This is a genomic window from Pseudomonas sessilinigenes (assembly GCF_003850565.1).
GTDB lineage: Bacteria > Pseudomonadota > Gammaproteobacteria > Pseudomonadales > Pseudomonadaceae > Aquipseudomonas > Aquipseudomonas sessilinigenes.
This window is the reverse complement of sequence record NZ_CP027706.1, coordinates 4236926-4258442: the sequence shown is the minus strand read 5'-3', so window position 1 is coordinate 4258442 and position 21517 is coordinate 4236926. Positions and strand designations below refer to the sequence as shown.

At 64.5% G+C, this 21517-nt stretch carries 18 protein-coding genes; 11 read left to right on the top strand and 7 right to left on the bottom strand.

The window, feature by feature from the left end:
* Window positions 1-30: 30 nt before the first annotated feature.
* The 5 genes from bioD to bioB form a co-directional block, all read right to left on the bottom strand.
* On the bottom strand, window positions 31-711 hold the full coding sequence (bioD, locus tag C4K39_RS19675; protein ID WP_124347229.1) for a dethiobiotin synthase: 681 nt from the start codon (window positions 709-711) through the stop codon (window positions 31-33).
* Window positions 708-1520, bottom strand: a complete 813-nt coding sequence (gene bioC, locus C4K39_RS19670) for a malonyl-ACP O-methyltransferase BioC (RefSeq protein ID WP_124347228.1) — start codon at window positions 1518-1520, stop codon at window positions 708-710. Before bioC ends, bioD begins: the two co-directional genes overlap by 4 nt.
* Complete coding sequence (locus C4K39_RS19665; protein WP_068575648.1) at window positions 1513-2244, bottom strand: alpha/beta fold hydrolase; 732 nt, start codon at window positions 2242-2244, stop codon at window positions 1513-1515. Before C4K39_RS19665 ends, bioC begins: the two co-directional genes overlap by 8 nt.
* Window positions 2237-3415, bottom strand: coding sequence for an 8-amino-7-oxononanoate synthase (gene bioF / locus C4K39_RS19660; protein ID WP_124347227.1), 1179 nt, complete (start codon window positions 3413-3415; stop codon window positions 2237-2239). The genes C4K39_RS19665 and bioF overlap by 8 nt, the downstream gene beginning before the upstream one ends.
* Window positions 3416-3556: 141 nt before the next feature.
* Complete coding sequence (gene bioB / locus C4K39_RS19655; RefSeq protein WP_068575651.1) at window positions 3557-4612, bottom strand: biotin synthase BioB; 1056 nt, start codon at window positions 4610-4612, stop codon at window positions 3557-3559.
* 92 nt (window positions 4613-4704) lie between these two features.
* Here bioB and C4K39_RS19650 point away from each other — a divergent pair, with 92 nt between their 5' ends.
* From C4K39_RS19650 to rarD, 5 genes are all read left to right on the top strand, one after another.
* Window positions 4705-5445 carry a ComFC family protein gene (locus C4K39_RS19650; protein ID WP_124347226.1) on the top strand — a complete coding sequence of 247 codons (741 nt, stop codon included), beginning with the start codon at window positions 4705-4707 and terminating at the stop codon, window positions 5443-5445.
* 64 nt (window positions 5446-5509) lie between these two features.
* On the top strand, window positions 5510-6274 hold the full coding sequence (locus C4K39_RS19645) for a TOBE domain-containing protein (protein ID WP_068575655.1): 765 nt from the start codon (window positions 5510-5512) through the stop codon (window positions 6272-6274).
* A gap of 106 nt (window positions 6275-6380) precedes the next feature.
* Window positions 6381-8282: a PhoX family protein gene (locus C4K39_RS19640; protein WP_068575657.1), complete on the top strand. Its 1902-nt coding sequence runs from the start codon at window positions 6381-6383 to the stop codon at window positions 8280-8282.
* Between the two features lie 127 nt (window positions 8283-8409).
* Complete coding sequence (locus C4K39_RS19635; protein WP_124347225.1) at window positions 8410-9384, top strand: serine/threonine protein kinase; 975 nt, start codon at window positions 8410-8412, stop codon at window positions 9382-9384.
* Window positions 9385-9488: 104 nt separating this feature from the next.
* On the top strand, window positions 9489-10376 hold the full coding sequence (rarD, locus tag C4K39_RS19630) for an EamA family transporter RarD (protein ID WP_068575660.1): 888 nt from the start codon (window positions 9489-9491) through the stop codon (window positions 10374-10376).
* A gap of 225 nt (window positions 10377-10601) precedes the next feature.
* Here rarD and C4K39_RS19625 read toward each other — a convergent pair whose 3' ends face one another.
* Complete coding sequence (locus C4K39_RS19625; RefSeq protein WP_124347224.1) at window positions 10602-11120, bottom strand: glycine cleavage system transcriptional repressor; 519 nt, start codon at window positions 11118-11120, stop codon at window positions 10602-10604.
* Between the two features lie 472 nt (window positions 11121-11592).
* On the opposite strand from C4K39_RS19625, the gene C4K39_RS19620 reads away from it, so the two are divergent.
* Window positions 11593-13770 (top strand): malate synthase G, encoded by a 2178-nt coding sequence (locus tag C4K39_RS19620; RefSeq protein WP_124347223.1) that lies wholly within the window; start codon window positions 11593-11595, stop codon window positions 13768-13770.
* Window positions 13771-13846: 76 nt separating this feature from the next.
* Here C4K39_RS19620 and C4K39_RS19615 read toward each other — a convergent pair whose 3' ends face one another.
* The gene (locus tag C4K39_RS19615) at window positions 13847-14293 is read right to left on the bottom strand and encodes a response regulator (RefSeq protein ID WP_068575666.1); all 447 of its coding nucleotides are present in this window, start codon (window positions 14291-14293) and stop codon (window positions 13847-13849) included.
* A gap of 310 nt (window positions 14294-14603) precedes the next feature.
* Here C4K39_RS19615 and C4K39_RS19610 point away from each other — a divergent pair, with 310 nt between their 5' ends.
* The 5 genes from C4K39_RS19610 (at window position 14604) to C4K39_RS19590 (ending at window position 21469) form a co-directional block, all read left to right on the top strand.
* A complete protein-coding gene (locus C4K39_RS19610) occupies window positions 14604-16538 on the top strand; it encodes a putative nucleotidyltransferase substrate binding domain-containing protein (protein ID WP_302468283.1) in 1935 nt (644 codons plus the stop codon).
* On the top strand, window positions 16535-17242 hold the full coding sequence (locus tag C4K39_RS19605) for a 3'-5' exonuclease (protein WP_124347221.1): 708 nt from the start codon (window positions 16535-16537) through the stop codon (window positions 17240-17242). Before C4K39_RS19610 ends, C4K39_RS19605 begins: the two co-directional genes overlap by 4 nt.
* A 149-nt stretch (window positions 17243-17391) precedes the next feature.
* On the top strand, window positions 17392-17910 hold the full coding sequence (locus tag C4K39_RS19600; protein WP_124347220.1) for an RNA polymerase sigma factor: 519 nt from the start codon (window positions 17392-17394) through the stop codon (window positions 17908-17910).
* Complete coding sequence (locus tag C4K39_RS19595) at window positions 17907-18884, top strand: FecR domain-containing protein (RefSeq protein WP_068575674.1); 978 nt, start codon at window positions 17907-17909, stop codon at window positions 18882-18884. Before C4K39_RS19600 ends, C4K39_RS19595 begins: the two co-directional genes overlap by 4 nt.
* 155 nt (window positions 18885-19039) lie before the next feature.
* Entirely contained in the window at window positions 19040-21469 is a 2430-nt protein-coding gene (locus C4K39_RS19590; protein ID WP_124347219.1) for a TonB-dependent siderophore receptor, read from the top strand.
* Window positions 21470-21517: the final 48 nt, after the last annotated feature.

The following is a 21517-nucleotide window of genomic DNA, read 5'->3' as shown; positions in this document are numbered from 1 at the left end:
AATGGCCAAATGCCCTGCCATAGGCAAAATCTAGTCCAGCAGATCCAGTTGCAGGTGTTCGGCCACTGCCTCGGCCCCAGCCAGCCGGAGCCAGGGCACCTTACCCAGGCACGGCGCAGGAAGACGCTCGGCCAGGGTCGCCAGGTTCTCTTCCAGACGAGAGGTCTTCGGATCGACGATATTGGCCACCCAACCCGCCAGTTGCAGGCCATCCCGGGCAATGGCTTCGGCAGTCAGCAAGGCATGGTTGATGCACCCCAGCCGCACCCCCACCACCAGGATCACCGGCAACCCCAGGGCCATGGCCAGGTCCGAGAGATTGTCCTGGCCCGCCAGGGGTACGCGCCAACCACCTGCACCTTCGATCAGGGTGAAATCCGCGCCCTTGGCCAGGATGTGGCGCATGGGCAGCAGCAACGACTGCACCGTCAATGCCACGCCCGCCTCGCGTGCGGCCAGGTGCGGAGCGATGGCCGGCTCGAAGGCGATCGGGTTGACCTCCTCATAGCTCAGTGGCAACGACGCCTGCGCTTGCAACGCCAAGGCATCGGCATTGCGCAGGCCCTTGGCCGTCAGCTCGCAACCGGACGCCACCGGCTTGCCCGCCGCCGTGCTCAGCCCGGCCAGGCGCGCGGCATGCAGCAGGCCAGCGGCGATGGTGGTCTTGCCCACCTCGGTGTCGGTGCCGGTGATGAAATAGGCAGGACTCATAGTGGTTTCTCCAATACGGCATGGACTACCTGGTAAGTCGCCGGCAACCCCTTGGCCTGGCGAAAGCCCTCATAGGCCGCGATCAACCCTGCGATCCGTGCCCGCCCAGTCAGGCCACCAGGGCGACCAGGATTGAGGTTGTGCGCGCCCAGGGCCTTGAGTTCATGGGTCAGGCTGCGCACGTCCGGGTAGTGCAGGACATGGGGTACCCGCTCCAGGCTCCGCACTCGCAAACCGCTGGCGTCGCACAATTGGCGATAGCGCTCGAACTCGCGAAAGCGATTGACGTGCACCTGCCCATCCACCTGTGCCCAGCTCTCGCGCAGCTCGTGCAAGGTGCCCACGCACAGGCTGGCGAAGGCCAGCACACCACCGGGCTTGAGGACTCGTCGCGCCTCCCTGAGCACCGCGGCGAAATCAGCGCACCACTGCACCGCCAGGCTGGAAAAGATCAACTCACAGCTGTCCACCCGCAACGGCAGGCGCTCGGCGTCTCCCGCTATAAAATGCTCAGCGCCGCCCAAGGGCCTGGCATGCTCGAGCATACCCTCGGCAATATCCAGGGCCAGGCCCTGGCCATCAGGAAAGCGTGCGCCCAACGCCCGGCTGAAGTGCCCGGTGCCGCACCCCATGTCCAGCCAGCGTGCAGGGGCCCAGCCAGTGGGCAAGCGCTCCAGCAATTGCTGGCCAACCGCTCGTTGCAACTCGGCAACGCTGTCATAGCTGGCGGCGGCACGGGAGAACGAGGCCGCAACCCGGCGCTTGTCAGGCAGGCCTGTAGGTGGGACGGGAACAGACAGGTCAGTCATCGCCGGACTCATGCAAGAAAGCCTGGATCGCACCCGCCACTCCATGGGGGTCCTCCAGGAGAAAACCATGGCTGGCCTGTTCAATCAGGCCAACCTCTACATCCGGCAACAATGCCAGCAACTCACTCGCCGCCTCGGCAGGCACCAGGCCATCGAGCCCGGCGAACAGATGCAACTGCGGCCCACGAAAACCCTGCAAGGCCTCACGGGTGTCGAGCTGCGCCAGCAACTCCAGGCCAGCCATCAACACCTCGGGCTGGGTGACCGGCGCGCCACCGAGCAGCAACCGGGACAAACCTCGCGGGTCGCCAGCACCCTGGGCGCAAAGCAGCGAGAAGCGCTTGAGGGTGGCACGCGGGTCGCCAGCGCAGCCCGCCAGGAACCCATCGAAGGTCTCCCCGGCCATCGCGCTGGCCCAGTGCTCATGGGCGACAAAACTGGGATTGCTGGCCAGGGTCAGCAGGCCGCAACAACGCTCGCCACGCCGTGCCGCCAACTCCGAGGCGAGCATGCCTCCCAAGGACCAGCCGCCCAGCCAGGCGTTATCGGGCAGGGCGTCATCGAGTTCATCCAGCCAGTCCGCCGGATCGCTGGATACCAGTTCCGGCAACGGCTCGATCTCCACCCTCAGGTGCTCATCCAATCCTTGCAATGCCGCCGCCAGGGGCTCCAGGGGTGACACGCCCAGGCCCCAGCCGGGCAACAGAATCAGTCGATCACGCATGGCTTGGTCCCGCCTGCCGTTCACTGAAGCAATCTGCCAATACGTCTAACAATAGCTGTACCTGACTTTCGCTGTGAGCGGCGGACAAGGTCACGCGCAACCGCGCGCTGCCGGCCGGGACCGTCGGCGGGCGAATGGCGGTGACCAGGATCCCGCGCTCGCGCAGGCTCTGTGACAGGCGCATGGCCCGGGCGCTGTCGCCGACCAGGATGGGCTGGATCGGAGTGAAGCTGTCCATCAGCGCCAGGCCGATCTGCTCGGCGCCCCGGCGGAACTGGCGGACCAGGCTTGCCAGGTGCTCGCGGCGCCAGTGTTCGCTGCGCAGTAGCTCCAGGCTCTTCAAGGTGGCACAGGCCAACGCTGGCGGCTGGCTGGTGGTATAGATGTAGGGCCGGGCGAACTGGATCAGGCTCTCGATCAATTCCTCGCTCCCTGCGACAAAGGCCCCAGCGGTTCCGAAAGCCTTGCCCAGGGTCCCCACCAGCACCGGCACCTCATCCAGGCCCAGGCCGTAATGTTCTACCAGGCCCGCGCCGTTGGCACCCAGGGGACCGAAGCCATGGGCGTCGTCCACCATCAGCCAGGCGCCTCGGGCCTTGGTTTCACGGGCCAGGGCCGGCAGATCGGCCACATCGCCATCCATGCTGAATACCCCGTCGGTGACCACCAGGGTATTGCCGGTAGCCTTTTCCAGGCGCTTGGCCAGGCTGGCCGGATCGTTGTGCAGGTAGCGGTTGAAACGCGCGCCACTGAGCAGCCCGGCATCCAGCAGCGAAGCATGGTTGAGACGGTCTTCCAGCACCGTGTCGCCCTGCCCCACCAGGGCCGTGACCGCCCCGAGATTGGCCATGTAGCCGGTACTGAACAGCAACGCCCGAGGGCGGCCGGTGAGTTCTGCCAAGGCCTCTTCGAGGGCGTGATGCGGGCCGCTATGGCCCACCACCAAGTGCGAGGCGCCACCGCCCACGCCCCAGCGACTGGCACCGGCGCGCCAGGCTTCGATCACTTGCGGATGATTGGCCAGGCCCAGGTAGTCGTTGTTGCAGAACGCCAGCAATGGCTGGCCGTCAACCACCACTTGCGGCCCCTGGGGGCTGTCGAGCAGGGGACGCTGGCGATACAGATGTTCGGCACGGCGCGCAGCGAGGCGCGCGGCAAGATCAAAAGACATGCAGGCCTCGATGATCAAAAGATGAGCCGTCGCCTCTGCCCCTGGCCGCGACAGGTGTACGAGATCGGGATGCACTCCTGATCCTCGCCCCCTTTCGGGTCGGTCGCGGCCTGTGGCAGCGGGCTACGGGTGGTCGGTCGCTCAGACGACAGCGTTGTAGAACTGCTCGCTGCTCTTTTGCTCCACCAGGGCCTGTTCGATGGCCGCCTGGTGCACTTCATCGGCATGCTCTTCGCGCGCTTCGGGCTGGATGCCCAGGCGGGCGAACAGCTGCATGTCCTTGTCGGCCTGCGGATTGGCGGTGGTCAGCAACTTGTCGCCATAGAAAATCGAGTTGGCGCCGGCGAAGAAGGCCAGGGCCTGCATCTGCTCGTTCATGGCCTCACGACCAGCGGAGAGGCGCACATGGGATTGCGGCATGAGAATCCGCGCCACGGCGAGCATGCGGATGAAGTCGAACGGGTCAACGTCATCGGCATTTTCCAGCGGCGTACCGGCCACTTTCACCAGCATGTTGATCGGCACCGACTCCGGGTGCTCGGGCAGGTTGGCCAGCTGGATCAACAGCCCGGCACGGTCGTCCAGGGACTCGCCCATGCCCAGGATGCCGCCGGAACAGATCTTCATCCCGGCATCGCGCACATAGGCCAGGGTCTGCAGGCGTTCGCTATAGGTGCGGGTGGTGATGATGCTGCCGTAGAACTCCGGCGAGGTGTCCAGGTTGTGGTTGTAGTAGTCCAGGCCAGCCTGGGCCAGGGCCTCGGTCTGCTCCTGGTCGAGCTTGCCCAGGGTCATGCAGGTCTCCAGGCCCATGGCCTTGACCCCTTTGACCATCTCCAGCACGTAGGGCATGTCCTTGGCGGAAGGATGCTTCCAAGCCGCGCCCATGCAAAAACGCGTGGAGCCGATGGCCTTGGCCCGGGCAGCCTCTTCCAGGACCTTCTGCACTTCCAGGAGTTTTTCCTTTTCCAGGCCGGTGTTGTAGTGACCGGACTGCGGACAATATTTGCAATCTTCCGGGCAAGCGCCGGTCTTGATCGACAGCAGGGTGGAAACCTGGACCCGATTGGCATCGAAATGCGCGCGGTGCACCGTCTGCGCCTGGAACAGCAAGTCGTTGAACGGCTGGGTGAACAGGGCTTTGACTTCAGCCAAAGTCCAGTCATGACGCAAGGTGGCGGTGGTGCTGGCGCTCATGGGCGGTTCCTTGATTATGCTTGGCAGGCGGTGCGGGACAGGGAAAGTCCACAGCCGCAACACGGATGTTCGGCATATTTAAGGAAGCCGCCATGCACTGTCAACCAGAAAGAAAAATACCGGTTTACATCTGGCTAAAAAACAAACAACCCTGTTTGCTCTGCGACGAACCCAGCGATTCAGCCATGGCCCTGTGCACGCCCTGCTTGCACGACCTGCCCTGGCTCGGGGCCCAGTGCCCGGTCTGCGCCCTGCCGTTGCCGGTCGCGGGATCGACCTGCGGCCAATGCCTGCAACGACCTCCGGCGTTCACCAAGGTCATCGCCCCTTGGCGCTACGACTTCCCGATAGACAGCCTGGTCAGCCGCTTCAAACACCATGAAAAGTGGCCTTTTGGCCGCCTGATGGCCGAGCTTCTCGGGCAGTTCCTGCATTATCGTTTCGACGAGGGGTTACCCCGGCCGGACTGCCTGGTGCCGGTGCCACTGTCCCGGCGCCGCCTGCGCCAGCGCGGTTTCAACCAGGCCGGCATGCTGGCCCACTGGTTGGGTCGGCAACTGCAACTACCGGTCGAGCCACAGTGGGTCCGGCGCACCCAGGACACGCCTGCACAACAAGGCCTGGGGGCACGGGCTCGCCAGGGTAACTTGCGCCGGGCGTTCACCCTGGCAAGCGATGCCCAGGTCAGGGGCCGGCACCTGGCGCTGGTGGACGACGTCCTGACCACCGGCGCCACCGCCCAGGCCCTGGCTCGCCTGCTACTGGCAGCCGGAGCCCGCCAGGTGGACGTCTATTGCCTGGCCCGTACTCCCAGGCCCAAGGCCCCGGACTGACTTGACTCTCGTCGCTCAAGCCGCAAACTCCCAGTCCATCTTCCGTGCCCGAAGCGTCCCAGCCATGTCCCTGCCCACCCTGTTGACCCAACACATCGCCCGTCGCCCGCAGCGCATCGCGCTGTTGCAGCACATCGCCGAGCAGGGCTCCATCACCCGTGCAGCGAAAAGTGCCGGCCTGAGCTACAAGGCGGCCTGGGACGCCATCGACGAGCTCAACAACCTGGCCCAGAACCCGCTGGTGGAGCGCAGCGTTGGCGGCAAGGGCGGTGGCGGCGCCAGGCTGTCCGCCGAAGGTGAACGGGTCTTGCGCCTCTATCAGCGCCTGCAGGTGCTGCAGGCCCAGGTATTGGAAGCGGCTGAAGACGCCAGCGATTTCGACCTGCTGGGGCGCTTGATGCTACGCACCAGTGCGCGCAACCAGTTGCACGGCAAGGTCCATGAAATTGTCCCGCAGGGTTGCAACGACCTGCTCAGCCTGGAACTGCCCGACGGGGTCCAGCTCAAGGCGCAGATCACCCACGACAGCACCCAGCGCCTGGAACTGGCCCCCGGCACCGAGGTCGTGGCCCTGATCAAGGCGGGATGGCTGGACGTGCAGGCCGTCGGGGCCCCGGTAACAACTGGACACAATTGCCTCACAGGCACCATCGAGCGAATTCTCGATGCCGAGGACGGCCCTTGCGAAGTCCGGATCGCCCTGCCCAATGGCCAGGTTCTCTGTGCCCTGGCCGAGCCGCTGCTGTTGAAAACCCTGGGGCTGGCGCAAGACCGGCCGGTCCAGGTGCAGTTCTCCCCCTCCCATGTGCTCCTGGGAACTCCGCTCTGACCCTGGCCCCAAGCTCCCGGACGCCCCTTTTCAAGGTCTTGGGCCTGCAACAAATTCGTCATCGGTGCTCATTAAGGTGGCTGCAAAAACCCGCAGGGAGCCTGATATGAGCCTGTTAGAAGAAGACCAACCCACCGACCTGGAACAGATCGTCGGCCTCAGCCGCCGGGGCTTCATCGGTGCCGGCGCCCTGTGCGGCGCAGCCCTGTTCCTGGGCGGCAGCCTGCTGAGCCGCAGCGCCCTGGCTGCCGGTGTCAGCGCCGGCAACGGCCAACTGCTGGGTTTTGCCAGCATCCCCAGTGCCACCAGCGACACCATCACCCTGCCGCCGGGCTACAAGTCCTCGGTGCTGATCAGCTGGGGCCAGCCGTTGCACAAGAACGGCCCGGCCTTCGACCCGAGTGGCAATGGCACCGCCCAGGCCCAAGAAGTGCAATTTGGCGACAACAACGACGGCATGAGCCTGTTCGCCTTCCCGGATGACCGCAACCGGGCCCTGATGGCGATCAACAACGAATACACCAACTACCGCTACCTCTTCCCCCACGGCGGCCTGCCACAGTCGGCCGAGGACGCACGCAAGGCCCAGGCCAGCGAAGGCGTTTCAGTGATCGAGGTGCAACGCAAGAACGGCCAGTGGCAGTTCGTCCAGGGCTCGCGCTACAACCGGCGTATCCACGGCAACACGCCGATCCGCCTCAGCGGCCCCGCCGCCGGCCACGCGCTGCTCAAGACCAGCGCCGACCCCAAGGGCAAGAAAGTCCTCGGCACCTTCCAGAACTGCGCCAATGGCAAGACCCCGTGGGGCACCTACCTGACCTGCGAAGAGAACTTCACCGACTGCTTCGGCAGCAGCAACGCCGAGCACAAGTTCGACGCCGCCCAGAAGCGCTATGGCGCCTCGGTGGCCAGCCGCGACATCAACTGGCACCTGCACGATCCGCGCTTCGACCTGGCCAAGAACCCCAACGAGCTCAACCGCCACGGCTGGGTGGTGGAGATCGACCCTTTCGATCCGCAATCGACCCCGATCAAGCGCACCGCCCTGGGCCGCTTCAAGCATGAGAACGCCGCCCTGGCGCAAACCCGCGATGGCCGCGCCGTGGTCTACATGGGCGACGACGAACGCGGTGAGTTCATCTACAAATTCATCAGCCGCGACCGCATCAACCACCGTCATCCCAAGGCCAACCGCGACCTGCTGGACCACGGCACGCTGTATGTGGCGCGTTTCGATGCAGGCGATGGCAACCCGGACCACCCCAAGGGCCAGGGCCAGTGGATCGAGCTGACCCATGGCAAGAACGGCATCGACGCCAGCAGCGGTTTCGCCGACCAGGCCCAGGTGCTGATCCAGGCTCGCCTGGCCGCCAGCGTGGTCCAGGCCACACGCATGGACCGTCCCGAGTGGATCGTGGTCAGCCCCAAGGATGGCCAGGTGTATTGCACCCTGACCAACAACTCCAAGCGCGGTGAAGACGGCATGCCGGTGGGCGGCCCCAACCCGCGGGAGAAAAACGTCTATGGGCAGATCCTGCGCTGGCGCACCGGTGGCGACGACCATGGCTCGCTGAACTTCTCCTGGGACCTGTTCGTGGTCGCCGGCAACCCTGGCGTGCACGCCGGCAAGCCCAAGGGCGGCTCCTCCAACATCACCCCGCAGAACATGTTCAACAGCCCCGATGGCCTGGGTTTCGACAAGGCCGGGCGCCTGTGGATCCTCACCGACGGCGACTACAGCAACAGCGGCGACTTCGCCGGCATGGGCAACAACCAGATGCTCTGCGCCGATCCCGACAGCGGCGAGATCCGCCGTTTCATGGTCGGACCGGTGGGCTGCGAAGTCACCGGGATCGCCTTCGCCCCGGACCACAAGACCCTGTTCGTGGGCATCCAGCACCCGGGGGAAAACGGCGGTTCGACCTTCCCTGAGCACTTGCCCAACGGCAAGCCGCGGTCCTCGGTGATGGCCATTACCCGGGAAGATGGCGGCATCATCGGCGCTTGATCCAAGCGCGTGCCGAGCCGGCGCCTGCCTCTGGCCGAGGCAGGCGCCATAGCGCCCTCCACCGGCCTGCCCGTCTGCGTTACCATGCTGGGCCGGACGCGGCAGCCTGCTGCGCGCAGGAGTAAGCATGTCGCACCCGTTTGATACCCTCACCCCCGACCTGGTCCTGGACGCCGTGGAAAGCATCGGCTTTCTCAGTGATGCCCGGGTCCTGGCCCTCAACAGCTACGAGAACCGCGTCTACCAGGTCGGCATCGACCAGGGCGAGCCGCTGGTGGCCAAGTTCTACCGCCCCCAGCGCTGGAACGACGAGGCCATCCTCGAAGAACACAGCTTCACCTTCGAACTGGCTGAGTGCGAGGTGCCGGTGGTGGCGCCGATCGTCCATGAAGGGCGCAGCCTGTTCGAGCATGCGGGATTTCGTTTCGCCCTGTTCCCAAGGCGTGGTGGCCGCGCCCCGGAACCGGGCAACCTCGACCAGCTCTATCGCCTCGGGCAACTGCTGGGCCGCCTGCACGCCGTCGGTGCCAGCCGCCCGTTCAGCCACCGCGAGGCCTTGGGCGTACAGAACTTCGGCCACGACTCCCTGGCGACTCTGCTGCAAGGCAACTTCATTCCCAAGAGCCTGTTGCCGGCCTATGAGTCCGTCGCCCGCGACCTGCTCAAGCGCGTGGAAGCCCTCTATCAGTCCACTACGCACCAGAACATCCGCCTGCATGGCGACTGCCACCCGGGCAACATGATGTGCCGCGACGAGGTGTTCCATATCGTCGACCTCGACGACTGTCGCATGGGCCCTGCGGTGCAGGACCTGTGGATGATGCTCGCGGGGGACCGCCAGGAACGCCTCGGCCAGTTGTCCGAGTTGATGGACGGCTACAGCGAGTTTCACGATTTCAACCCTCGCGAACTGGCACTGATCGAGCCGCTGCGGGCCCTGCGCCTGATGCACTACAGCGCCTGGCTGGCCCGGCGCTGGGATGACCCGGCGTTCCCCCGCAGCTTCTCCTGGTTCGGTAGCGAACGTTATTGGGGCGACCAGGTACTGGCCCTGCGCGAACAATTGGCGGCGCTCGACGAAGAACCCCTGCGGCTGTTCTGAAGCCCCGGACGGGAACGGCAGGCCATGCACGGAAAAGCCAGGACAGGTATAGACAATTATCCTTACAATCGCGCCTTTGATAGTTGCCTAAGCAAGGATTCTCCATGCAAGCCGCCAACCCGCGCCGCGGGTACATCCTGGGCCTGACCGCCTACATCATCTGGGGTCTGTTTCCGCTCTATTTCAAAGCCATCGCCAGCGTGCCCGCCGTGGAAATCATCGTCCACCGGGTGCTCTGGTCAGCGCTGTTCGGCGGCCTGCTGCTGGTGGTCTGGAAGCACCCCGGCTGGTGGCGGGAACTGCGGGACAACCCACGGCGCCTGGCGATCCTGGCCCTGAGCGGCACCCTGATCGCCGCCAACTGGCTGACCTATGTCTGGTCGGTAAACAACGGGCGCATGGTCGAGGCCAGCCTGGGCTACTACATCAACCCGCTGATCAACGTACTGATGGGCATGCTGATCCTCGGCGAGCGCCTGCGCCGCCTGCAGTGGCTGGCGGTGCTGCTGGCGGCGGTCGGGGTGGCCCAGCAGGTCTGGCAGTTGGGTAGCCTGCCCTGGGTCTCGCTGGCCCTGGCGCTGAGCTTCGGTTTCTATGGCCTGATCCGCAAGCAGGCTCCAGTGAAGGCCTTGCCGGGACTGGTGGTGGAAACCTGGATGCTGGTGCCCATCGCAATGGCCTGGTTGCTGTTGCACCCGGACGCCAGCAGCGCCCATGCGGCCTTCTGGACCAGCTCAGAAGCCTGGTGGCTGGTGGCGGCCGGCCCGGTGACGCTGATCCCGCTGGTGTGCTTCAACGCCGCCGCCCGGGACCTGCCCTACACCACCCTGGGGTTCCTGCAATACCTGGCCCCGACCCTGGTGCTGCTCCAGGCCGTGCTGCTGTTCGGTGAGCAACTCTCTTCCAGCACCCTGGTGGCTTTCATGTTCATCTGGGCGGGCCTGGCGGTGTACAGCGTGGATGCCTGGCTGAGCCTGCGCGGACGTAACTGATCAATAAACAATCAATCATCTGCAGGCCACGTCCCCTGTGGCCTGCGGCGGTTCTTCCCAAGCTTATCCACAGGCTGGTCCCCGCCGTTTGTGCACAAGCCCTTGAAATTGCCGGTTTTTTGATCAATTCACGGGAAGCCGCGACATCCCTGGGCCAGCGACGGGTCTCTACAGGTTATCCACAGGCGCATGCACGCTTTACTGGGATAACCCATCCAACGGCCCTCAGCCTTCGCTGCGTAGCACCAACTCCACCATCAGGTCGTCCGCCAGGGTTTCCAGGCGTGCCTGCAAGACCTCAAGGGACAGGGTCAGGGGCACTGCCAGGATGGCCTCGGCATGGAACAGCGGCTCGCTGCTCATGGGCGCCGGCCGCACTTCCGTCACCAGCCGCTCCAGATTGACCCCCTGCTCCGCCAGCAAGCGGGTGATGTCCCGGACAATCCCCGGTCGGTCGTTACCCACCAGTTCCATGGCAATGGGTTTCCAGGTGCAAGATTGCTCGATGCCGCTTTGCGCGATCAACACGCGGATGCCCTGGGCCGAAAGCCCCTGCAAGGCGTCCACCAGCTCATCGTAGGCTTCGGCCGGCACCGCCACCCGGAGAATGCCGGCGAACTGCCCGGCCATGCGCGACAGGCGGCTTTCCAGCCAGTTGCCACCGTGGGCGGCGATGCACTGGGCAATGCGTTCGACCTGCCCGGCCTTGTCCGCAGCGAATACCGTGAGAACGAGATGGTCCATGGCACAGCCCTCTTTTACGGGTGGAAGAGCAATTATAGGCAGCCTCGCCAGCAGCGCCCGGTGCCCCTGGTCGAGGCCAGGCAAATGGGCCGGTAGCCCAAAAATACAAATCGTGTACAACTTTTTGTATTTATATGGAACAATCCATCGGCTTTTTGCGAACACCAAGCTTCCCAGCGTGACCGCACTGCATTATTGAGTCGCGAAACGACGTATTTAGTCTAATTTTCACAACCGCAATTCATCATGTAGTATGCCGCAGCGCGCACTACATAATGTTGGAACGATGTCTGCCAAGGCTTGATCACAACCCCCGCAATCCCCGTCAGCAAGGCTCCGCCGTTGATTGGAAGCACCCAGCCGCCAGCGATGGCATGTACTGGTGATCAGGGTTGTGCTTTAAATGGCCGCCGGCTTCATTGTTAATTTGAAGAGCTGAAAAGCGAAATAGCTGAGCAGAGTGAGGCAAGCAATGACTGAACACGTTCAAGTCGGTGGCCTGCAGGTCGCCAGAGTCCTGTTCGACTTCGTGAACAACGAAGCCATTCCCGGTACCGGCCTCACCGCCGACGCGTTCTGGGCCGGTGCCGACAAGGTCATCCACGACCTGGCCCCGAAGAACAAAGCCCTACTCGCCAAGCGCGACGACTTCCAGGCCCGGATCGATGCCTGGCACCAGTCTCGTGCCGGCCAGGCGCATGACGCCGTGGCTTACAAAGCCTTCTTGCAAGACATCGGTTACCTGCTGCCAGAAGCAGCGGATTTCCAGGCGACGACCCAAAACGTCGATGAAGAGATCGCCCGCATGGCCGGCCCGCAGCTGGTAGTGCCGGTGATGAACGCCCGCTTCGCCCTCAACGCCTCCAACGCCCGCTGGGGCTCGCTGTACGACGCGCTGTACGGCACCGACGCCATCAGCGAAGCCGATGGGGCGCAAAAGGGCAAAGGCTACAACAAGGTCCGCGGCGACAAGGTCATCGCCTTCGCCCGCGCCTTCCTCGATGAATCCGCCCCCTTGACCGCTGGCTCCCACGTGGATTCGGTGAGCTACAAGATCGTTGGCGGCAAGCTGGTGGCAGGCCTCAAGGGCGGCAGCAACATCGGCCTGCGCAACGATGCCCAACTGATCGGCTACCAGGGCGATGCCGCGGCACCGACCGCGATCCTGCTCAAGCACAACGGCCTGCACTTCGAGATCCAGATCGACGCCGCAAGCCCCGTCGGCCAGACCGACGCCGCCGGGGTCAAGGACCTGCTGATGGAAGCGGCCCTGACCACCATCATGGACTGCGAAGACTCAGTCGCCGCGGTCGATGCCGACGACAAGGTAGTGATCTACCGCAACTGGCTGGGCCTGATGAAAGGCGACTTGGCCGAAGAAGTGGCCAAGGGCGGCAAGACCTTCACCCGCACCATGAACGACGACCGCGAGTACACCGGCGCCGACGGCAAGTCCGTGAAGCTGCATGGTCGCTCGCTGCTGTTCGTGCGTAACGTCGGCCACCTGATGACCATCGACGCGATCCTCGACCAGCACGGCAACGAAGTGCCGGAAGGCATCCTCGACGGCCTGGTCACCAGCCTCGCGGCGATCCACAACCTCAACGGCAACACCTCGCGCAAGAACAGCCGCACCGGCTCGGTGTACATCGTCAAGCCGAAGATGCACGGCCCTGAAGAAGCCGCGTTCACCAACGAGCTGTTCGGCCGCATCGAAGAGGTGCTGAACCTGCCGCGCAACACCCTGAAAGTCGGGATCATGGACGAGGAGCGCCGTACCACGGTCAACCTCAAGGCTTGCATCAAGGCGGCCAGCGAGCGCGTGGTGTTCATCAACACCGGCTTCCTCGACCGCACCGGCGACGAGATCCACACCTCCATGGAAGCCGGCGCCATGGTGCGCAAGGCCGACATGAAGGCCGAGAAATGGATCGGCGCCTACGAGAACTGGAACGTCGATATCGGTCTGAGCACCGGCCTGCAAGGTCGTGCGCAAATCGGTAAAGGCATGTGGGCGATGCCCGACCTGATGGCAGCGATGCTCGAACAGAAAATCGCCCACCCGCTGGCCGGTGCCAATACTGCCTGGGTGCCGTCGCCGACTGCCGCCGCCCTGCACGTGCTGCACTACCACAAGGTCGACGTATTCGCCCGCCAGGCCGAACTGGCCAAGCGCGCCCGTGCTTCGGTGGATGACATCCTGACCATCCCGCTGGCAGTCAACCCGAGCTGGACGCCGGAGCAGATCAAGAACGAACTGGACAACAACGCCCAGGGCATCCTTGGTTACGTGGTGCGCTGGATCGACCAGGGCGTGGGCTGTTCCAAGGTGCCGGACATCAACGATGTCGGCCTCATGGAAGACCGCGCCACCCTGCGGATCTCCAGCCAGCACATCGCCAACTGGCTGCGCCATGGCGTGGTGACCCAGGAGCAGGTGCTCGAAAGCCTCAAGCGCATGGCTCCAGTCGTTGACCGGCAGAACGCCGGCGACTCGCTGTACCGCCCACTGGCCCCGAACTTCGACAGCAACATCGCCTTCCAGGCTGCCCTGGAACTGGTGATCGAAGGCACCAAGCAGCCCAACGGCTACACCGAGCCGGTCCTGCACCGTCGGCGCCGTGAGTTCAAGGCCAAGAACGGCCTGTAACGGCGCAGCACCAGCAACAAAAAAGCCCCGGTCCATGACCGGGGCTTTTTCATTTCGGCTCGCTGCCCCCTTGGCGCTACAGCACCACGCCCAGCTCGTGCTTGACCAACGCCAACAGCTTGCCGGTGTCGATGGGCTTGAGCAGGAAGTCCACCACGCTCAGGTGCATGGCGGCGATGGCGTCGCGCACATCGGCATCGCCGGAAATGATGATGATCGGCAACGCCGCCCGTTCCGATTCACGCACCTGGCGAATCAGGTCCAGGCCACTGCAAGGTGCCATGCGCAGGTCAGTGATCAACAGGCCGATGGACTTGTTCGACTCGAGCATTTCCAACGCAGCCTTGCCACTGGCCGCGGTCATGCAACGAATGCCATCAAGACCGAGGATCTCCGAAAGCAATTCGCGGGCATCCTTGTCGTCATCGGCGATCAACACCCGCTGCGCCGGCAGATCGGGCTCCAGCATGACGGCACTCAGCGCCTCGCGCTCGGCATCGCTCAAGATATCGTGGTCGGACATACAGTTCTCTACAGGATCGAATCACCTAGCACAGTGGTCAGACATCGCCAGGCAGGCCTCCAATGTGCACTTCGTCGGAAAAATTGCCAAGAGTCTTGATCAGAGCTTTTTTGCATCGATGGCCTGTGGCTCAAAGCCAAATGTCCGGCCCCCGGTAGCCGAACCGGCCAAGCCCGAAGCAACGCGACCCAAGAGCACGGCAATAGCGAGGCGCCTCCTAGACTTACGTCCAATGGGCACCTGCCAGTCCCTGGGCCGACCATTGCCCTGATCCGAACACAACAAATCCAAAAAGCTTGCGGTAATCGTCATGAGTAAAGCGGACGCCTTCATCCAGGCAGGGAAGACCGCGGTGTTGCAGAACATCCAGGGCACTGTGCAGTTCCTGCAACGTTTCCCCCCTTTCAACCAGATGGAAAACCTGCACCTGGCCTATCTGGTAGAACAGTGCCAACTGCGCTTCTACGGCCCCGGCGACAGCATCATCAAGCCCGCCGACGGCCCGGTGGAGCACTTCTACATCGTCAAGCAGGGCCGTGTGGTGGGTGAGCGCACCCACGCCGCCAAGGGCAGCACCGAAACCACCTTCGAGATCACCACCGGTGAGTGCTTCCCCTTGGCCGCGCTGCTGGGCGAACGCGCCACCCGTACCGAACACCGGGCCGCCGAAGACACCTTCTGCCTGCAATTAAACAAGGACGCCTTCATCAAGCTATTCGCCCTCTCGGCGGAGTTTCGCGACTTCGCCCTGCGTGGGGTCAGCAGCCTGCTCGACCAGGTCAACCAGCAGGTCAAGCGCAAGGCTGTCGAAACCCTCGGCACCCAATACTCGCTGAACACCCGCCTGGGTGAGCTTGCCATGCGCCACCCCGTGACGTGCTCCCCGGCCACGCCGCTGCGCGAAGCCGTGGCGCAGATGCATGAACAACAGGTAGGCAGCATCGTGGTGGTGGACGAACGCAAGGCGCCCCTGGGGATCTTCACCCTGCGCGACCTGCGCCAGGTGGTGGCCGACGGCAGCCAGGACCTCAACCAGCCTATCGAACGCCACATGACCCAGGCGCCGTTCTTCCTCAGCCCGGACCACAGCGCCTTCGACGCCGCCATCGCCATGACCGAGCGCCATATCGCCCACGTCTGCCTGGTCAAGGAGCAACGCCTGTGCGGCGTGGTGTCCGAGCGCGACCTGTTTTCCCTGCAACGGGTCGACCTGGTGCACCTGGCACGCACCATCCGCAACGCGCCGCGAGTGGAACACCTGGTGGCGCTGCGCGGCGAGATCGGCCAACTGGTGGAACGCATGCTGGCCCATGGCGCCTCATCGACCCAGATCACTCACATCATCACTCTGCTCAACGATCACACCGTGTGCCGGGTGATCGAGCTGACCCTGGCCGACAAGGGCGACCCCGGCGTGCCCTTCAGCTGGCTGTGCTTCGGCAGCGAAGGCCGGCGCGAACAGACCCTGCACACCGACCAGGACAACGGCATCCTGTTCGAGGCCCGGGACGCGGCCCACGCCGCCGAGATCCGCGGCAAGCTGCTGCCCATCGCCCAGCAGATCAACCAGAGCCTGGCTCTGTGCGGCTTCACCCTGTGCAAGGGCAACATCATGGCCGGCAACCCCGAGCTGTGCCTGTCCCGAGCCGAATGGGCCCGGCGCTTCGCCGCCTTCATCCGCGAGGCGACCCCGGAGAACCTGCTGGGCTCGAGCATCTATTTCGATTTGCGGGTGGTCTGGGGCGACGAGCAAGGTGCCGAGCAGTTGCGCCGCGGCATCCTCGACCAGGTGGCCGACAATCGCCTGTTCCAGCGCATGCTGGCAGAAAACGCCCTGCGCCAGCGCCCGCCGGTGGGGCGCTTTCGCGAGTTCGTACTGGCCAAAAAGAACGGCGAGAAAGCCACCCTCGACCTCAAGGTCCAGGGCCTCACGCCCTTCGTCGACGGTGCCCGGCTGCTGGCCCTGGCCAACGGCATCGGCGCCATCAACACCTTGGAGCGCCTGCGCCAACTGGTGTCCAAGCAAGTCATCGAGCCGCTGGACGGCGCCGCCTATGAAGAGGCCTACCACTTCATCCAGCAAACCCGCATGCAACAGCACCAGCGCCAGACCCGGGACAACCAGCCCTACTCCAACCGGCTCGACCCGGACAGCCTCAACCACCTGGACCGGCGCATCCTGCGCGAGTCCCTGCGCCAGGCCCAGCGCCTGCAGAGCAGCCTGGCCCTGCGGTACCAGCTATGAGCCTGTTCAACTGGTTTCGCCCTGCCGCCAGCGTCCTGGACAGCACCCAGCAACAGCGCCGCGATCGCCTGCCGGCATTCACCCCGCTGGATGAGCGCAGCCTGCGCGAACAACGCTGGGTGGTGGTGGACGTCGAGACCAGCGGCCTGAACCTCAATCGCGACCAGGTGCTGTCCATCGGGGCCGTAGTGATCGAGGACGGGGCCATCGACTTCAGCCAGCAGTTCGAACGCACCCTGCAGCGCGAGGGGCACAAGCTCAGCCCCAGCGTACTGATCCACGGCCTGGGCCCCAGCGCCATCGCGGCCGGCAGCGATCCGCTGGAGGCCCTGCTGGACTTCATGGAGTTCGTTGGCGACAGCCCGCTGCTGGCCTTCCACGCCCCGTTCGACCAGCACATGCTTGGCCGCGCACTGAAGGACAGCCTGGGCTACCGCTTGCAGCACGACTTCCTCGATGTGGCGGACATGGCCCCGCTGCTCTGCCCACAAGCGCCTATCCGCGAGGCCGGCCTGGATGACTGGGTCGACTGGTTCAAGCTACAGGTGGTGGAACGCCACCATGCCGCGGCCGATGCCCTGGCCACTGCCGAACTGGCGCTGATCCTGTTCAACCGCGCGCAACAGCAACAAATCCACAGCCCCTTGAGCCTGCAACAGCGCCTGGGCCAGTGGAGACGCCGCCGGCAGGCTCCCTCCTTCTAGGTTTCGCGGGTGAGGGAGCTCGCTACCTCACCGCAACCGGCCCCACCCCATGGATCGATTGCCGACCAGCGTCAATTGCGCCACTGTTTCGCCTCTGCCACAATCGCGAATAATTCTCGTTATTTGAAACTTCCCCCTGGTGATTCCCGTTGTCGTCAGTCCAAAGTCCCCGCAATGAGCTGGTTGATACCCTGTATCGCGACCATCGTGGCTGGCTGCTGGCCTGGCTACGGCGCAACGTGGCCTGTGCACAACGGGCCGAAGACCTGAGCCAGGACACCTTCGTGCGCCTGCTGGGGCGCGATGAACTCAAGGCCCCCCGTGAGCCCCGGGCCTTCCTGGCGGCCATCGCCAAGGGCCTGCTGTTCGATCATTTCCGCCGTGCCGCCCTGGAGCAGGCCTACCTCAACGAGTTGCTGCTGATCCCCGAGGCCGAACAACCCTCGCCGGAAGAACAGCAAATGATCCTCGAAGACCTCAAGACTATCGACCGCCTGCTCGATAAACTGTCGAGCAAGGCCCGCGCGGCCTTTCTCTACAACCGCCTCGATGGCCTGGGCCACGCCGAGATCGCCACCCGCCTGGGGGTCTCCGTACCCCGGGTCCGCCAGTACCTGGCCCAGGGCATCCGCCAATGCTACATCGCCCTCTACGGGGAGCCGACATGACCCCCATCAGTTCCAAGCCGGTGTCCGCCCGGGTGCTGGACGCCGCCATCGCCTGGCAACTGTCGCTGGACGGCGGCGCCAGCGCCCTGGAGCACGAAGAGTTCGCCAAGTGGCACTGCGCCCATGAAGAACACGCCCGTGCCTGGCGCCAGCTGGGCATGCTCGACCAACGCTTCAACCTGGCTCCGGGCCCGGCCCGCAATGCCCTGGTGCAATCGCGCGAAGGCCTGCGCCGGCGCGTGCGCAAGCTGGGCCGCGGGATCGCCAGCGTGGTGCTGGTGGGGGGCCTGGGGCTGTTCCTCGAGCAGCACTACCTGCCGCTGGACTATTGGCTGGCCGACCAGCGCACCGGCACCGGCGAGCAACTCATGCTGCGCCTGTCCGACGGCACCCTGATCAACCTCAATACCCACAGCGCGCTGGACGTACGCTTCGACGACAAGCAGCGGCGCCTCATCCTGCAGGAAGGCGAAGTCCTGATCGAGACCGGACACGGCGACAGTCGCCCGTTCATCGTCGAGACCCGCGACGGCCGGCTACGGGCCCTGGGTACGCGGTTCCTGGTCAAGCGCGAGGACCAGGGCACGCGCCTGGGCGTGCTGCAGTCGGCGGTGGCGGCGCGGCCCCAGGAAGGCCAGGACGAAAAAGTCTTCAAGGAAGGCCAGCAGGTGCTGATGCAGCGCGATGGCCTGCAAGCGCCGCAGGCCCTGGCCATGGGTGCCGATGCCTGGAGCCTGGGCATGCTGGTGGTGGACAACGCCCGCCTGGGCGACCTGATCAAGGAACTGGGCCGCTATCGCCACGGCTACCTGGGTGTCGCCCCCGAAGTGGCCGACCTGCGCATCACCGGCAGCTTCCCGCTGCACAACACCGACCTGGCGCTCGACGCCCTGCTGCCGACCCTGCCAGTGCAGATCGAGCGGCGTACCGACTGGTGGGTCAACGTCGTCGCCAAGGCCGATCCCAAGCCCTGACATCCCCTTTCCCCGCCGACTCCAACCTGCCTTGGAGCCGGCGGGCGACTGCCCTTCTTTCGCAAATCTAAATTATTTTCAATTCGCCCTATCACTTTTCGAATCTCATCCGGCTCATAGGCAATTGCGAAACATTTCCATCCAGGAGCCGCCGTATGTCCCGCCCGCTAGACACCCTGTTGCGCCCCAGCCTGCTGGCCATTGCCATTGCCCTGAGCGCCCCCCTGGCCAGCCCGTTGCTGATGGCGGCCGAGCAGTCCTCCAGCGTGCGCGCCTACAACCTGCCGGCGGCGCCCCTGGCCAGCACCCTGAACCAGATCGCCAGCCAGGCCGGCCTGGCCCTGAGCCTGAATCCGTCCCTGGCCGCCGGCAAGACCTCGGCCCCGGTCCAGGGCCAGTTCGACGCCGCCGGCGCCCTGCGCGAAGCCCTGCGCGGTACTGGCCTGCAACTGGAGCACAGCGGCGCCGGCACCTACAGCCTGGTGGCTGCACCGGACGGCGTCGTGGCCCTGCCGGAAACCAATATCAGTGGCCAGCAGGCCTATGAAAGTGCCTGGGGACCGGTGGAAGGCTATGTCGCTACCCGTACTGCCGCTGGCACCAAGACCGATACCTCGCTAGTAGAGGCGCCGCGTTCGATTTCCGTTGCTACCCGCCAGCAGATGGAGGACCGCAACGTCCAGAACCTCGACGACGCGGTGCGCTACATGCCCGGCATCGTCTCCGCCAGCTACGGCAGTGACACCCGTTACGACTGGATGCTGGTGCGCGGCTTCGAACCCACCCAGTTCCTCGACGGCCTGCCACTGCCACGGGGCGTGTACGCCAACCCGAAAGCCGAGACCTGGAACCTAGACCGCCTGGCCTTGCTGCGCGGCCCGGCATCCTCGGTCTATGGCCAGACGCCTCCGGGCGGCTTGCTGGACATGGTCAGCCGGCGCCCCAGTGCCGAAGCCAGCCACTCCATCCAGTTGCAATACGGCAGCGACAACTATCGCCAGCTCAACTTCGCCAGCACCGGCAAGATCGATGACGAAGGCCGGTTCCTGTATGGGCTCAGCGGTGTCATCCGCGATGCCGGGACCCAGGTCGACCACATCGATAACAAGCGCTACAACATCGCTCCCAGCCTGACCTGGAACATCGACACCGACACCAAGCTGACCCTGCTGTCGCAGTTCACCCGCGACGATACCGGCGCCACCAGCCAGTTCATGCCGATCCAGGGCACCAAGATCAAGTCACCGCTGGGCAAGGTCTCCCACCACAAGAACCTGGGCGATCCGGACTACGAGTTCTACGACCGTACCTACTACGCCTTGGGCTACGCCTTTGAACATCGCATCAACGATGTCTGGCAGTTCCGCCAGAACCTGCGCTACACCAAGTCGGAGCTGTCCTTCCAGCAACTGACCGTGGGCTCCTACGCCTACTCGCCAGCCGACGCGGCGGGCAACATCAGCCGGATCTCGACCAACGTCAACGAGGACATCGGCCAGTTCGCCGTGGATAACAACTTCCAGGCCGACTTCACCACCGGCGATATCAGCCACACCGTCCTGCTCGGGCTGGACCACCAGCGCTCCGACACCTCTTATCTGTCGATCTACGGCGACGGCGGCAAAACCAACATCTTCAACCCGATCTACGGCCAGCCGATCGTGCGCCCGGCGCGCTCCGGCGCCTATTACGACTACAACCAGAAAACCGTCCAGACCGGCCTCTACGTGCAGGACCAGATGGCCCTGGACAACTGGCGCCTGAGCCTCGGGGGGCGTGAAGACTGGGTTCACCAGGGCACCACCTACTTCAACAAGAAAGACGTGACCAACACGGATCGCAGCAAGAACTTCAGCGGCAACGCGGCGCTCAGTTATGTATTCGATTCAGGTTTCGTGCCGTACCTGTCCTATGCCGAATCCTTCCAGCCGGCGAGCAATGCCAGCGCCGACCCGCTCGAGTCGTACAAACCTACCGAAGGCAAGCAGTGGGAGCTGGGCATCAAGTATCAGCCGCCAGGCTCGAACACCCTGCTGAGCGCAGCGGTCTATGACCTGACCCAGAAGAACGTCCAGGTAACCAGTATCGGGGCAGGTGGCGAGTCGATCACCAGCCAGACCGGTGAAGTGAAGGTCAAGGGCCTGGAGCTGGAGGCGGTCTCCGACGTGACCGACAACCTCAAGGTCATCGCCGCCTATAGCCTGGCCAAGTCCGAGATACAAAAAGGCATCTACAAGGGCAACCGCCTGCAACGGGTACCGAACCAGCAAGCCTCGCTGTGGGCCGACTACACCTGGCACGACGGCGTACTGGATGGCTTCGGCATCGGTGCCGGTGCGCGCTATACCGGCAATACCTACGGCGACCAGGAAAACACCTGGCTGGGCAAGGCCAACGCCTACACCGTGTTCGATGCCGCCGTGCACTACGACCTCGGCCGCCTGGACAAGAGCCTGAAAGGGGCGTCGTTGAAACTCAACGCCACCAACCTGTTCGACAAGGACTACATCTCCACTTGCGATGGGTCGTACTGCTACTTCGGCGATCAGCGCAGCGTGGTCGCCAGCGCCACCTACCAGTGGTAACCCGCTGAGTTAACGACCGGGCCGTCCACCAGGACGGCCTTCGCGTGT

Excerpts from the sequence above, each read along its gene's own strand:
- C4K39_RS19595 (WP_068575674.1), top strand. The coding sequence starts at position 17,907 with ATGACCCCCATCAGTTCCAAGCCGGTGTCCGCCCGGGTGCTGGACGCC.
- C4K39_RS19625 (WP_124347224.1), bottom strand. The coding sequence starts at position 11,120 with ATGGACCATCTCGTTCTCACGGTATTCGCTGCGGACAAGGCCGGGCAG.
- C4K39_RS19635 (WP_124347225.1), top strand. The coding sequence starts at position 8,410 with ATGTCGCACCCGTTTGATACCCTCACCCCCGACCTGGTCCTGGACGCC.
- C4K39_RS19590 (WP_124347219.1), top strand. The coding sequence starts at position 19,040 with ATGTCCCGCCCGCTAGACACCCTGTTGCGCCCCAGCCTGCTGGCCATT.
- bioD (WP_124347229.1), bottom strand. The coding sequence starts at position 711 with ATGAGTCCTGCCTATTTCATCACCGGCACCGACACCGAGGTGGGCAAG.
- bioF (WP_124347227.1), bottom strand. The coding sequence starts at position 3,415 with ATGTCTTTTGATCTTGCCGCGCGCCTCGCTGCGCGCCGTGCCGAACAT.
- C4K39_RS19615 (WP_068575666.1), bottom strand. The coding sequence starts at position 14,293 with ATGTCCGACCACGATATCTTGAGCGATGCCGAGCGCGAGGCGCTGAGT.
- C4K39_RS19610 (WP_302468283.1), top strand. The coding sequence starts at position 14,604 with ATGAGTAAAGCGGACGCCTTCATCCAGGCAGGGAAGACCGCGGTGTTG.
- C4K39_RS19645 (WP_068575655.1), top strand. The coding sequence starts at position 5,510 with ATGTCCCTGCCCACCCTGTTGACCCAACACATCGCCCGTCGCCCGCAG.
- C4K39_RS19665 (WP_068575648.1), bottom strand. The coding sequence starts at position 2,244 with ATGCGTGATCGACTGATTCTGTTGCCCGGCTGGGGCCTGGGCGTGTCA.
- rarD (WP_068575660.1), top strand. The coding sequence starts at position 9,489 with ATGCAAGCCGCCAACCCGCGCCGCGGGTACATCCTGGGCCTGACCGCC.
- bioC (WP_124347228.1), bottom strand. The coding sequence starts at position 1,520 with ATGACTGACCTGTCTGTTCCCGTCCCACCTACAGGCCTGCCTGACAAG.
- C4K39_RS19640 (WP_068575657.1), top strand. The coding sequence starts at position 6,381 with ATGAGCCTGTTAGAAGAAGACCAACCCACCGACCTGGAACAGATCGTC.
- C4K39_RS19605 (WP_124347221.1), top strand. The coding sequence starts at position 16,535 with ATGAGCCTGTTCAACTGGTTTCGCCCTGCCGCCAGCGTCCTGGACAGC.
- bioB (WP_068575651.1), bottom strand. The coding sequence starts at position 4,612 with ATGAGCGCCAGCACCACCGCCACCTTGCGTCATGACTGGACTTTGGCT.
- C4K39_RS19620 (WP_124347223.1), top strand. The coding sequence starts at position 11,593 with ATGACTGAACACGTTCAAGTCGGTGGCCTGCAGGTCGCCAGAGTCCTG.
- C4K39_RS19650 (WP_124347226.1), top strand. The coding sequence starts at position 4,705 with ATGCACTGTCAACCAGAAAGAAAAATACCGGTTTACATCTGGCTAAAA.